The sequence below is a fragment of the Rhodococcus sp. LW-XY12 genome (genome assembly GCF_019317345.1).
Lineage (GTDB): Bacteria > Actinomycetota > Actinomycetes > Mycobacteriales > Mycobacteriaceae > Rhodococcus > Rhodococcus pyridinivorans.
On record NZ_CP079225.1, the window covers coordinates 4,325,912 to 4,338,398 of the forward strand.

9 protein-coding genes and 1 pseudogene are annotated in these 12,487 nt (G+C 65.2%); 5 read left to right on the forward strand and 5 right to left on the reverse strand.

Features of this window, described 5'->3' with window-relative positions; all coding sequences use genetic code 11:
• Window positions 1–44 precede the first annotated feature (44 nt).
• The 3 genes and pseudogenes from KXC42_RS19790 to KXC42_RS19800 form a co-directional block, all read right to left on the reverse strand.
• Entirely contained in the window at window positions 45–2,000 is a 1,956-nt protein-coding gene (locus KXC42_RS19790) for a tyrosine-type recombinase/integrase (RefSeq protein ID WP_064257806.1), read from the reverse strand.
• Entirely contained in the window at window positions 1,997–3,052 is a 1,056-nt protein-coding gene (locus KXC42_RS19795) for a tyrosine-type recombinase/integrase (RefSeq protein WP_064257805.1), read from the reverse strand. The genes KXC42_RS19790 and KXC42_RS19795 overlap by 4 nt, the downstream gene beginning before the upstream one ends.
• Before the next feature lie 116 nt (window positions 3,053–3,168).
• Window positions 3,169–4,185: pseudogene (locus KXC42_RS19800) on the reverse strand (IS256 family transposase); the annotation flags it as partial.
• Between the two features lie 195 nt (window positions 4,186–4,380).
• On the opposite strand from KXC42_RS19800, the gene KXC42_RS27805 reads away from it, so the two are divergent.
• The 5 genes from KXC42_RS27805 (at window position 4,381) to KXC42_RS19820 (ending at window position 9,475) form a co-directional block, all read left to right on the forward strand.
• Complete coding sequence (locus tag KXC42_RS27805) at window positions 4,381–5,184, forward strand: helix-turn-helix domain-containing protein (protein ID WP_373922166.1); 804 nt, start codon at window positions 4,381–4,383, stop codon at window positions 5,182–5,184.
• Between the two features lie 247 nt (window positions 5,185–5,431).
• Complete coding sequence (istA, locus tag KXC42_RS19805; RefSeq protein WP_257605819.1) at window positions 5,432–7,090, forward strand: IS21 family transposase; 1,659 nt, start codon at window positions 5,432–5,434, stop codon at window positions 7,088–7,090.
• Window positions 7,087–7,845: an ATP-binding protein gene (locus KXC42_RS19810; RefSeq protein ID WP_007633699.1), complete on the forward strand. Its 759-nt coding sequence runs from the start codon at window positions 7,087–7,089 to the stop codon at window positions 7,843–7,845. Before istA ends, KXC42_RS19810 begins: the two co-directional genes overlap by 4 nt.
• Window positions 7,846–8,079: 234 nt before the next feature.
• Window positions 8,080–8,835 carry an aspartate dehydrogenase domain-containing protein gene (locus KXC42_RS19815; RefSeq protein ID WP_257606195.1) on the forward strand — a complete coding sequence of 252 codons (756 nt, stop codon included), beginning with the start codon at window positions 8,080–8,082 and terminating at the stop codon, window positions 8,833–8,835.
• Window positions 8,836–9,097: 262 nt separating this feature from the next.
• Complete coding sequence (locus KXC42_RS19820) at window positions 9,098–9,475, forward strand: hypothetical protein (RefSeq protein WP_257605885.1); 378 nt, start codon at window positions 9,098–9,100, stop codon at window positions 9,473–9,475.
• A gap of 70 nt (window positions 9,476–9,545) precedes the next feature.
• Here the strand turns inward: KXC42_RS19820 and KXC42_RS19825 are convergent, their stop codons facing one another.
• Complete coding sequence (locus KXC42_RS19825) at window positions 9,546–10,466, reverse strand: SDR family oxidoreductase (RefSeq protein ID WP_219129448.1); 921 nt, start codon at window positions 10,464–10,466, stop codon at window positions 9,546–9,548.
• A 532-nt stretch (window positions 10,467–10,998) separates the two neighbouring features.
• Window positions 10,999–12,438 carry a sugar transferase gene (locus tag KXC42_RS19830; protein ID WP_219129449.1) on the reverse strand — a complete coding sequence of 480 codons (1,440 nt, stop codon included), beginning with the start codon at window positions 12,436–12,438 and terminating at the stop codon, window positions 10,999–11,001.
• Window positions 12,439–12,487: the final 49 nt, after the last annotated feature.

Sequence of the window (12,487 nt, forward strand, 5' to 3'; positions counted from 1 at the left end):
TATCCGGCCCTCAGGGATGAGATCAACCCTGATCTCACATCGAATCAGCGATCGAGACGCTGCAAGTGGTCGGTCAACGCCTCAGCGACACGATGATGCCGGGCAGCTTCATCGGGCCATCCACGGTCACGAGCATCGACCTCGAGAGCCTGGATGTCGGTGCGTTGCGCCTCGAGCGCGCCGCGGAACTCAGGTCCGGTGACGAAGTTGTCGCAGGTCTCGCAGATGTTGGCATAGGGACACGCACCCGCGCTCTCGTGACGGGAACAGTAACCGTGGGCAACACGCGTTTTGAGCATCTCACTGCCGAGCCAACTCACCGCGTCGGGGACGATCGGTTTGCCGACCGGAGTGAGCGTGAACCGCCGCCGCATCTTGCCCATCGCCTGGTCATAGGCATCCCGCAACGTCGGTGAAGCCAAAGTGGCGTAACGCAAAGTCATCTGCGGAGTGACATGCCCGAGCAACGCCATCAACGCCTGCAGGCTCATCCCGGCGTTGGCGAGTTCGGTGGCCCAAGTATGCCGCAGCTGATGCGGGGTCACCACCAACGGCGCACCCCCGGCCCCACGCAGTCCGCAAGCCTCGACGGCAGCGAGCAGACCGTTGCGCAGCCGGGTCTGGCTGAGACGGCGGCCGTGTGCGACGAACAGGAAATCGGTCAACTCTCCGGTGCGGGGATGCGGCAATGGCCGACAGATACCACGCCCGCCGGTCCACTCGTCCAACGCGGCGATAGTGGTCGCCGAGAGCGGGACCATGCGTTCGGTGGCGAGCTTGCCCAACGGAACCTTGAGCCAGGTCCCGGCCGGGCCGTAATCGATGACGCTGCCGAGCTCGAGATCCAGTAGCTCCCCGACCCGCAGACCGGCTCCGCGCAGCACCGTCAACCCGATACGAGCGAACGAATCATCCAGCTGGGAAACCGCATTCATCACCGCAGCATCGATGTCGGGCGGCAATGCCCGCGGAAGCGGTTGGTCGAGTTTCGGGACGTCGGCGGCGAAGACCAGACGGCGCGGTGGGGCCTGCTCCCAGCCCCATTCGGTGATGTCCTCGAGCAGGTTGCGCACGCTCAGTACCGTCGATTGGATCACGGCCTTGGAGATGATGCGCCCGGCCCCGGCAGCGGCGCGTTGCCCACGCCAGGTGCGGGTGCGATTCCAGACGAGGAAGCCCTCGATGTGACTGCGGTCGAGATCCTCGAGGGAGGTGACCTCGGGATGGTTGGTGGTGAGGTAGTCCGCGAACGGCAGCAGGTCGTTGATCAGCGATTCGGCCGATTTCGGGCGGAGCACCGATGCCCGGACGGTGACGTAACGCAACAGGGCCTCGCGGATCGGATCGGCCATCGGGGCGTCGGCGAAGCGTTGGGCGTAGGTGCGGGCCCACGGTCGGCGCCGTGGTGGGGTGTCGACGATGCGGGCCTGAAACAGCATTTGTCGCAGTCCCGCGATACGGTTGCGGTAGGCGCGTTTCGATGTATCCGGGATTGACTGTGTGGCAGCCAATGCGGCGTCGAACTCGCCGACGGTCTCGGCGCTCACACCGCTGACGGAACCGCCGTGCCAGGCGAGCAGCACCGCCAGGCACTCGCCGAGGACGGTCTCGACCCATTGCGGTGTCCACCCCAAAACCAGGCCGGCGGCCCGGACCGCGGCGAACCCGTCCGGGTCGCGGTCCTCGACGGCCCGGCCGAGTCCGGTGAGGTTCTTGACGGCCGCGAGTTCGAGGTCGAGCCGCAGGTTGCCGCGTCCGATGAGGTGACACAGCAGTGGCCAGGCCCCGGTGCGGCGTAGTTCGGCCAGCCGGTCGGCAGCGGGTCGGGTCATCCAGTCCCGCAAGTCCGGATGCGTGGTGAGGAAGGTGGTCGCGATGAGGGTGCGAGCGCGCACCGACCTGTCGCTGAGCCCGAGGCTGGCGACGTGCTCGAGGTAGTCGGTGAGCACCGCACCCGGTCCGGCCGGCAGGACGACCGTCGCAACCACCGCGGTGCTCATTGTCGTGTTCCGGCGAGACTGGCGCGGGCCGCGCCGTATTCGGCGGCGAGCTGCTCGACCGACAAATGCACATATTCGGCAGTGGTGTCCGGAGACACATGCCCCATCAATTCTCGCAGCACCATCAGATCGATTCCGGCGGCAGCGAGTTCGGTGCCGTAGGTGTGGCGCAATCGGTGCGGACGCACCCTCGTCGCACCGGAGAGGTCCCGGTGCCGCCGGAACAGCGACCGCAGTCCCGCCTCGGTCACCGGCGCCCCCGCGGTGGGGCCGCGCAGCACCACGAAACACTCCTCGGTCGCCAACCCCGGTGGCCGTTCGAGGCGCAGATAGGCCGACAGTTCGGTGAAGAACACCGCATCGACCGGCACCACCCGTTCCTTGCAGCCTTTGCCGAGCACCCGGAGTCGTCGCTGGCCGAAATCGACGTCTGCCAACCGCAGGGATCGCACCTCGGCGTTGCGCAGCCCGCCGAACAGCATCGCCCACAACATCGCTCGATCCCGATGGGTGCGCAGCGACGCCGCAAACTGCTCGATCGCGTCGGCGTCGAGGGACTCGGGCAGTAGCCGCGGTTGGCGTACCAGCCTGCCTCCGGCTCGGGGTCGGCCCGGCCCGAGGTGTCCGAGCAGTCCTCGCGCTGGTGGTCGCAGTCCCTGTCCGCGCCGCGGTGAGGGCACCGGATTTTCGGTGCGTATCCCGGTCATCACCAGGTATTCGAACAATGCGCGTATCGCCGCGACTCGTCGGTTGATCGTCGATGCCGCAGTGCCCCGATCACCTCGTGTCGCCATGCCTGGGCGGGGTTTGCGGTGCACGTTCTGCCAGTCGACCCACTCGAACACCGTCACCGGCGTCACCGCAGCCACCGTGAGGTCGCGATCGAGCAGGAATCGGGCCAGATTGAGCACGTCGAACGCATATGCCCGCACCGTTGCCGAACTGAATCCGCGTCCGGCCAGATGCGTCAGGAACGCGTTTGCTGCTGCGCATCCTTCCCATTGGCCGTCGATCACATGCCCGTTGCTGCTGATGCGCACCCGAACGGTCATTGTCCGCCGCCTTTCGATCGGAGCCGACACCGCCAGCATGCGCCTCAACCGGTCGTCGGCTCAGGACCTCACGCTGCAACCGTGATCGTGTCGTGGGAGGGCCGGTTAACCGATATGGGGTTGTTGGACCAGATCTGTCGCCACACGTCGTCGGGAAATGCGGTGAAGGCGAGCAGGTCTTCGCGGGCGTCGCCGAGGTGGTCGGCGACCTCGGGCAGCCGGTGCTCGGCGTACTCCAGCAGCCGGTCGAATTGCGCGTTGACCGCCTCCGCGGTGGGCTGGTCGTAGACGCTGTGCAGCATCGCCTTCACGGCCGGCCACATGGACTTGGGGCACACGGCCATGAGGTTCGCCGAGTAGTGGGTGCGGCAGCGTTGCCACGCGGCGCCGGGCAGGTTCGCCGCGATCGCCTCGATGAGCCCGGCGTGGGCATCGGAGGTCACCAGCCGCACCCCGCCCAGGCCGCGGGCAACCAGGTCGGCGAAGAAGGTGTTCCACGAGGCCGTGGTCTCACTGGTGGCGACCTGTATGCCCAGCACCTCGCGGTGGCCGTCGCCGTTGACGCCGGTGGCCAGCAGCACGGAAGCCTTGACGACCTGCTTGTTCTCGCGGACCTTGATCGTCAACGCATCGGCGGTGACGAAGGTGAACGGCCCGGCCTCGTCCAGGCGGCGGTGCCGGAACGCGGCGACCTGCTCGTCCAGGTCCTGGGCCATGCGTGAGACCTGCGACTTGGACAGCGAGTCGATACCCAGGGTCTTGACCAGCTTGTCCATCCGGCGGGTAGACACCCCGGCCAGATAGCAGTCGGCTACGACGGTGATCAGCGCGGACTCGGCTCGCTTGCGGCGCTCGAGCAGCCACTCGGGGAAGTAGCTGCCCGAGCGCAGCTTCGGGACGGCGACGTCGACGGTGCCGACCCGGGTATCCAGGGGCCGGTGGCGGTAGCCGTTGCGGTGGTTGGTGCGCTGTTCCGAGCGGGCGTTCCACTCGGCGCCGCACACGGCGTCGGCATCGGCGGAGAGCAATGCGTTGATCATGGTCTGCAGTAGCTCGCGCATCAGATCCGGCGACGCGTCGGCGAGGGCTTGGCCAAGCAGGCCTGCAGGGTCGACAATATGAGGTGCGGTCATCGTGATGACTCCGTTCGAGGATTCGGTAGAAGGTTGACTCGAAGGATCACACGGTGGCCGCTCTACACCCGTGCACAACACGGAATCGCAGACGATCTCGGCCACCGAGTTACACCACTCTATGGGGCACTACTCATCGAAGCGATCACCTGGGCGCTCGAACGCGCCGAAATTCCGTCCCCTACTCCTCCCGGCATGCCCTCGGCGTCGGCCCTGACAGTGGTACTCCTCGGTCTCGCCAATCACGCGTCCCGACATGGCGCGGATGCGTATCCATCCGTGCGGAAGCTCGCGGGGTACGCCCGCATCAGCGAGCGTCAGGTACAGCGTTGTCTGAAGGCGCTCGCCGCTCTCGGCCTCATCTCAAAAGGCGATCAAGAGCGAATTGCAGCGACAATCCCTCGCGAAGACCGTCGCCCAGTTCTCTACAACCTGTCGATGAAGCGGGGTGGCACGTCGTCACCCCGCAGCTCTGAACGAGGTGACAAGACGAAGCGCCACGGGGTGACAAGAACGACCGAGCGGGGTGACACCCCGGTCACCCGAACCGTCCTTGAACCAACAAATGAACCTGCGGCACTCCCCCACCCGACAAATCGCACCTTCGATGCAACACGCGAGCAGCAGCCATCTCCCATCGACCGATTGGCCACGGCGTGCCGCCGGGCTGGCCTATCTGCACGGTTCGACACCCTGACGCCGGCGAAGTGCACCCTCGTCGAGCAATCGATTGACACTCACGGCGTAGATGCTCTCGTCCGTGCCGCGCTCGAACGTCATCGACCGTGGGACCCAGCTCGCTCCGCAGCAGCATGGATCCCAATCTGGCAGTCGCTGCAACCACCCCGCCCGAAACTCCCGCCACGATGCGGTCGGTGCGACGAATATGGCTGGTTACCCGACGACGAACTCGGACGTGCAGTGCGATGCCCATGCCGCCAAGTGGCGTCGCACAGGATTACCCCTCCGCCCCGGGAGACGATGCCCTTGGCAGCGTGAGCGCGCTTGCCGCCGTTGGCGGTGCATCGGCGCCGTAGTTGCCCTCATAGCAACATATTCCGATTCATTGGGCGGTTCTGCGCGAGACACTGCGGTGTTGCGTGTTAGGGACGTGCTTCGGATAGCAGGGTTCTGATGATCGGGTAGCGCGAGTATGAGCATCGGATAGCGGTGCCGGTCCTCGTGTGCTCGTGTCGGTTCTACGCGTGGCAACCAGGCTGCGCGTGGATCCGAACAGGAGGCACGGGTGACTGATTACCGATTGGTGATGTCGCTACTGCTGCAGGACAGGTCCTACCGGGACATCGAGGCGATCGCGGGTTGCTCGCATCGCACGGTCGCGAAGGCGAAGAAGGTCTGCCACGAGCACGGGTTGACCGCCACGAGCCAGGTCGAGGCGCTCAGCGTCGAGGAGATCGACGTCTTGTTCGCCGATGGGCGCAAGACGCCGTCGAAGGAGTTCGTCGCCTTCGACGTGGCGGCTGCCGTGAAGAAGCGCACGGGCAAGAAGAAGCTGCCGCTGCGGGTGCTGTGGGCCAACTACCTCGACACTGACGGCACGCCGGGGCAGCGGCACTACAGCTACCAGCGGTTCTGCCAGATCATCGGCGAGTACGTCGAGGTCAACGAGCTGACGATGCGGATCACGCACGTGCCCGGGCACACGATGCAGGTCGACTGGGCGGGCACGAAGATGGCCATCTTCGATCCCGTCACCGGCACCAAGACCACAGTGTCGGTGTTCGTGGCATCGCTGCCGTACTCGGGGATGGTCTTCGCCTGCGGCTGCCTGGACGAGAAGATGCCGAACTGGCTCGACGCGCACTTGCAGGCGTTCGAGTACTTCGGCGGCGCGGCGCAGGTGATCGTCCCGGACAACGCCTCGACGGCGTCGAACCAGATCGCCCGCGGTGACCGGGCCCGCGAGGTCAACCGTGAGTACCGTGACTTCCTCGAGTATCACCAGACCGCTGCCGTGCCCACTCGGCCGGTGCGCCCGACAGACAAGGGGCACGTCGAGGCTGGGGTGAAGGTGGTGACGAACTGGGTGATCGGACGGCTGGCCGATCGGCGGTTCGCTAGCCTGGATGATGCGAACGAGGCGATCGCCGCCGAGGTCGAGGCGATCAACGACCGGACCCCGTTCCGCGGCCAGAAGACCAGCCGCCGGGAGCTGTTCACCGAGCACGAGCAGTCGGAACTGTTCGACCTTCCCGAGGCCCGCTGGCAGCCAGTCATCTGGAAGAAGTCCAAGGTCAACAGGGATTACCACGTGGAGATCGCCACGGTGAAGTACTCGGTGCCCTACACCTTCGCTGGCCAGCACGTCGATGTGAAGATCACCGGCCCCACGCTCACTGTCATGGCTGGCGGGGAGGTCATCGCCTCCCACGCCGTCTCCGGTAGGCGGCACGCCTTCGTGACCGACCCTGACCATGTTCCCGCGCAGCATCTGCAGTCATCGGACCTGTGGTCGCGGGCGTATTTCGTGCGCCAGGCCCACAAGATCGGACCGCACACCGTGGCCGCGATCAGTGAGGTCCTGGATCGCCAGCGGATCGAGGCTCAGGGCTACCGCTCGTGCCAGAACATCCTCGCCCTGGCCCGCGGGGACAACAAGATGCTGCTCGAGCGGGCCTGCGGGCAGCTGGTCTCCGAGACCTCACGCCGGGCGATCAGCTACACCGCCGTCAAGCAGCAGCTGGCGGCCCTGAGGGCCCAGGCCGCCGCTCGACCCACCACCACGACCGCAGCGACGACGCCGGCGACCGCAACGCCTGTAGCGGTACCGCCGGATCGGCGAGATACCACCGGGGCGCATCTGGCCGGGCCGGAGCAGTTCAGCCTCGCCGTCCTCACCGGAGGCCCGAGCAGCGGCACCGCGGGGCGGGAGGAGCTGCAGTGACTGATCGTCATCTCACCGACGCCGACATGCCACTGTTCACCCAGTTGCGGATGACCGCGTTCGGCCAGACCGTCATCGACTTGGCCAACGATCCCGCCTGCGACGAGTGGACCTTCTCGGAGAAGATCTTCCACGCCCTGGACAAAGAGATCACGGCCAGGCAGGAACGCCGGACCCAGAAACTACTCAAGGCCTCCAGATCGCCAAACCCTGATGCTTGCGTAGAAGAGATCCGCTACCTGCCTGACCGCAACGTCAACCGCGAGCTAATCGCACGACTTTCCAGCTGTCAATGGATCGACGCCACCCGCAATCTCGTCGTGCTCGGCCAGTCCAGCGTGGGCAAGACCTACCTCGCCCAGGCGCTGCTCAATGCCGCGTGCCGAAAGTACTACACCGCGAGGTTCTTCCGGCTCGACGACCTGGCCAACCGGCTCGCCGTGCTGGAGCCGACCTCGCAGCGCAGGCTGGACTTCCTCACTGATCTGCACAACTGCGACCTGCTGGTTCTCGATGACTTCCTGACCACGCCGGTGGCTCCGCACACCGCGGCGGAGCTGCTCAACATCCTTGCCGCTCGGGAAGGGCGGGGCTCGACGCTGGTGACCTCGCAGTTCGATCCGCCAGATTGGTACAAGTCGCTCCAAGACGCGGTCATCGCCGAATCGATCCTCAACCGGATCGTCGCCGGCGCCGAGATCATCGCCCTCGACGGCCCGAACATGAGACGGCACCTCGCCACGGCAACGCCATAGCGGCCCAGCGGTCGGACGGGCAGATGCCGCTATCCGATGCCCGTCCGACCGCTACCCGATCATCAGAACCGCGCTTTCCGAAAGGCGTCCCAAACATGTTGCGAATCGGACATCGCCGATCCCTTCTCTCGGTACCATGAGCCCGTATTTCGTGGAGACGAGCGGCGGTATGCCGCGGAGGATGTGAGGCAACTGGCACCCGAGAAGATCCAGCGTCATCCGATAGCAGTGTGCGTGGTTGGGACCGGCGCGATCGGACAGACGGTGATCGACGCTCTGCACGCCGGCTCGGTGCCGGACGTAAGCCTCACGGCCGTGTTGAACTCACGAAGCAGCCCTGAGGAAGCCGCTGCTGCGTTCGACGCTGCTGACATTGTGGTCGAAGCTGCCACGGTCGACGCCGCTCGGACGCTGCTACCTGAGGTGGTGAAACGCGGGAAGGACATCATCGTCTGCTCGTGCGGCGTCTTCGCCGAGCGCGGCTTCGATGTGGAACCGTTCGGCTCCGGACCAGGACGTGTATTGCTCCCGACGGGCGCTATCGGCGGCTTCGATGTTCTGGCCGCAGCGACACGTGCAGGAAGCCGCGATGCACGCCTCACCCACACCACGATCAAACGACCGAGTGCGCTCGGCATCGAAGAACGTCCGGACGCAGAACGCACCGTTTTCCGAGGATCGGCGCGAGAAGCCGCCCTGGCCTTTCCGCGAACCTCGAACTCGTCGGTGGCTCTCGCCCTCGCGACGCTCGGGCTCGATCGGGTAGAGGTGGTGGTCGTTGCCGACCCCGCCGCTGCAAACACGCGCCACGTCGTCGAGTGGGAGTCGCCGCTCGGCCGGTACGAGCTGACGTTCGAGAACGCGATCGACCCGGCGTCGAGTGGACGCACGTCTGCGATCACTGCTTGGTCGGTGGTCGAGGTTCTCGCTGCGCTACCGCTCGGGATTGGTCCGGGCGCGGTCGTGCTCGGGCCTCCCCGTAGGTCGTAGCCAACGCCGGTCCCGACGCTTCGAGGAGGATTAGTCGCTTTCGCGTGTTTGGACCAGAATTTCGGGACGAAAGTCCCCAACGCCTGGGCGGAATCGTAACCACTTCTGTCACATTCGTGTTTCCTGATAGTTGCCCGGGTAGCGGAGGGTGAACAGGTCCTGTACACAGTGTGAAACACCACATTTCGCAGGTGAAGGTGTAACTCCCTACCGGGAGTGGCAATTCGGTTTCACCTGACCTACTCGCACCCTGGAGCAGCCTGTGACGACATCATCGCTTTCGGACCGACCGGCACGGGTACTTTTCCTCGGCACCCCTTCCAGCACCGTCGCACTCGACAGATGGACAGAACTGCAGGAGCGCCTCGACCTCGCGGGGATCGAGACCATCACCGCCTTCGAAGGCGAAGTGGACTACGCGATCCTCACCGAGGACATCCTCGACGGCTACTGCACCGCCGCCGAAGCACTCACTCTTCAGAAGCTCCGCGCTCGAGGGATCACGTGCGCAAGCACATGCGCCGGTCCCGAGCAGATCCTCGCCGCGCTGGCGGAAACCTCGGCCGACGTTGCTTCTGTCGTGCCGATCTCGGCAGCCCGGGGAAGCACTCACCGGCACGCTGTATCCAGCGCAGTCTGAAACTCCAGAACGAATTGTGCGCGCCAGTGGAGATTCACTGGCGCGCACGACTCGTTCATTACGGCTCGTTCTACGGCGACGGCATCCCACCGTTGACGTGAATCGTCGCTCCCACCACGTAGCTCGATTCCGGCGATGCCAGGAACACATAGGCCGGCGCCAACTCGGTCGGCTGCCCTGCACGTCCGAGCGGAGTGTTCTGCCCGAACTCGGGCAGCTCTTCCTTCGGCTGACCGTCCGAGGGCTGCAAGGGCGTCCAGATCGGTCCGGGCGCAACCGCATTCACGCGGATGCCCTTCTCCGCCAGCTGGGTCGCCATGTTCTTCGTGAAGTTGTTGATCGCGGCCTTCGTCGACGAGTAATCGATCAACGCCGGCGACGGCTGGTACGCCACGATCGACGTGGTGTTGATGATCGTCGAACCCGGCTGCAGATGCTTCAACGCCGCACGCGTGGTGCGGAACATCGCGAAGATGTTCACCTGGAAGGTCTGCTCGAGCTGATCGTCGGGCAGGTCGTCGAGCCCCTCGACCGCAATCTGCTTGCCGGCATTGTTGACCAGGATGTCCAGCCCGCCGAGCTGTTCGACCGCTTGGTCGATGACATCGGAGCAGAACGACGCATCCGTCAGATCACCGGGAAGCGTGACTGCCTTGCGACCGCTCTCGGTGATGATGCGTGCGACGTTCTTGGCGTCGGGTTCCTCGTCCGGCAGGTACGAGATCGCGACGTCGGCACCCTCCCGCGCGAACGCGATGGCCGTAGCGGCGCCGATACCCGAATCTCCACCGGTGATCAGTGCCTTACGTCCTTCGAGTCGGCCCGTGCCTCGATACGAGAACTCGCCGATGTCGGCCTTCGGCACCATGTCGGCGTCGAGTCCCGGCTCGGGCTGATCCTGCTTCGGAGGCGAGATGGACGGGTAGCGAGTGGTCGGATTCTGAAACTTCAGTTGATCGGTCTTAGTGGTGTGTACGTCTTCCTCAGGCATGAAATACCGTCCTGTACATCGGTGGAGTCGTCGAACTGCGCAGATCTCGTTGACAGTCGGCTTCCCGCCGAACCCGCCTAGCAAACGCCCCCGGATGCCTGAAGACCGTCGAGGCAGCTATCACCGGCTCAACCGGCGTCCTCCCATCGCGTATCACCGTCTTCGGGAAACGGTGGCGGGACCTCGCGCTGGTCACGAACCCGAATGATTCGCCCTAAGATCACGGCCACGGCGATCGACACGACCGCCCAACCGAGGAGTACGAACACAATCCACTGCACAAGTTGGACAACGGTCCAACTTCGTGTTTCGTAACCTGACGAGCCGGATATCACCCGATGAATTCACCCTGCCGCTCGAGGCGTAGACCTCCCCGGACCAGCGCAAGTGTGCCCACAGACAACAGAAGCCCCGCCGGAAGGCCATGCGAGTAACCTTCCGGCGGGGTTCGATGTCACCGTGCAGGGGACGGCGACAGCCTGAGACACTACCGCGAAGTTGATCTTGGGGCGAGGACTGTTTCGCCCGAAGATCAGTACGCGCCTTCGCTGGCGACGACCGCCTTCACCGTCTTCATGATGATCAGAACGTCGGAGACCATGGACCAGTTCTCGACGTACGACAGGTCCAGACGCACCGACTCGTCCCACGACAGATCCGACCGGCCACTGACCTGCCACAGGCCCGTCACACCCGGACGCACCAGAAGGCGACGCTTGACCCGGCCGTCGTAGCTTTCCACCTCACGGCGCAGCGGCGGGCGCGGACCCACCACGCTCATCTCGCCGCGCACGACGTTGATGAACTGCGGTAACTCGTCGAGGCTGAAGCGACGCAGGACTCGGCCCACTCGGGTGACGCGCGGGTCCTCCTTCATCTTGAAGAGCAGGCCGGCGCCCTCGTTCTGATCGAGCAATTGGTCGACCAGCTTGTCGGCGTTCTGCACCATCGAGCGGAACTTGATCATTCCGAACGGAGTTCCGTCGAGTCCGATGCGCTCGGCCCTGTAGAAGATCGGGCCGCCGTCCTCGAGCTTGATCAGCAGCGTTACGACAGCGAAGACCGGAGCCAGGCACAGCAGCGCGGCGAGCGAGAACGCGAGGTCGAACAGACGCTTCCCGCTGCGCTTCGCACCGTGATAGCTCGGCTTCTCCACATGGATCAGCGGCAATCCGGCCACCGGGCGCATCTCGATGCGCGGACCCGCGACGTCGACGACGCCGGTCGCCACCACCAGATCCGCACGCTCGGGCTCGAGCTGCCACAGCAGGTCGCGGATGCCCTCGTGGCCGAGGGTCTCGGTGGCGGTCACCGCGACGGTGTCGGCACCCGAAGCACGCAACGCTTCGACGACGGTGCTCTCGTCGCCGTGGATCGGGATCTTCCGTCCGTCCACATCGATACTCTCGCCCGGCACACCGGAATACCGCGGCACGCACACGCCCACCACGCGATAACCCTCACCGCTACGGCGCTGGAACGTGCCGGCCATGTGGCGAACTGCGCGGGCGCCACCCACCACCAGCACCGACGTCGTGAACTCACCCTTCCGGCGCCGACGTGCGACAGCTCGTCGCCAAACCCACCGGAAGAACAGCAGTCCCGCGAGACCCACGGGCAGAGCGATGGCGAGATAGCCGCGCGCAAGCTCCATCCGGAAGATGAGCGCCACGATGGCAACGAGGCCGAAAAGATTGAGCGTCGCCGAAACGACGCGCTGATATTCCTCGAAGCCGGCGCCGATGACCCGCCTGGAGCGGGTACGGAAAAGAGCCAGGAAAGCGATCCATGCGACGCCGAACGCAACGGAGATCAGCGTGTAACTCAGCGTTCCGACGCCGTCCATGGTGACGAGCGAATCCTGCCCGAACCGCATCACATGCGCGAGCGCAATGGCCAGCACGACGACCAGAGCGTCGGTGACGAACAGAGTGTTGACGTAGGACTTCTGCCATCCCCATCTGGTGGACATCCGAGCACCGGCCGGAGCGCCGGTACTGGTGTCGATAAGCGAAAGGTCA

What these genes read in the sequence shown, in the direction of transcription:
- KXC42_RS19790 (WP_064257806.1), bottom strand. Translation starts at nt 2,000, where the DNA reads ATGAGCACCGCGGTGGTTGCGACGGTCGTCCTGCCGGCCGGACCGGGT.
- KXC42_RS19795 (WP_064257805.1), bottom strand. Translation starts at nt 3,052, where the DNA reads ATGACCGTTCGGGTGCGCATCAGCAGCAACGGGCATGTGATCGACGGC.
- KXC42_RS27805 (WP_373922166.1), top strand. Translation starts at nt 4,381, where the DNA reads ATGCCCTCGGCGTCGGCCCTGACAGTGGTACTCCTCGGTCTCGCCAAT.
- KXC42_RS19825 (WP_219129448.1), bottom strand. Translation starts at nt 10,466, where the DNA reads ATGCCTGAGGAAGACGTACACACCACTAAGACCGATCAACTGAAGTTT.
- KXC42_RS19830 (WP_219129449.1), bottom strand. Translation starts at nt 12,438, where the DNA reads ATGTCCACCAGATGGGGATGGCAGAAGTCCTACGTCAACACTCTGTTC.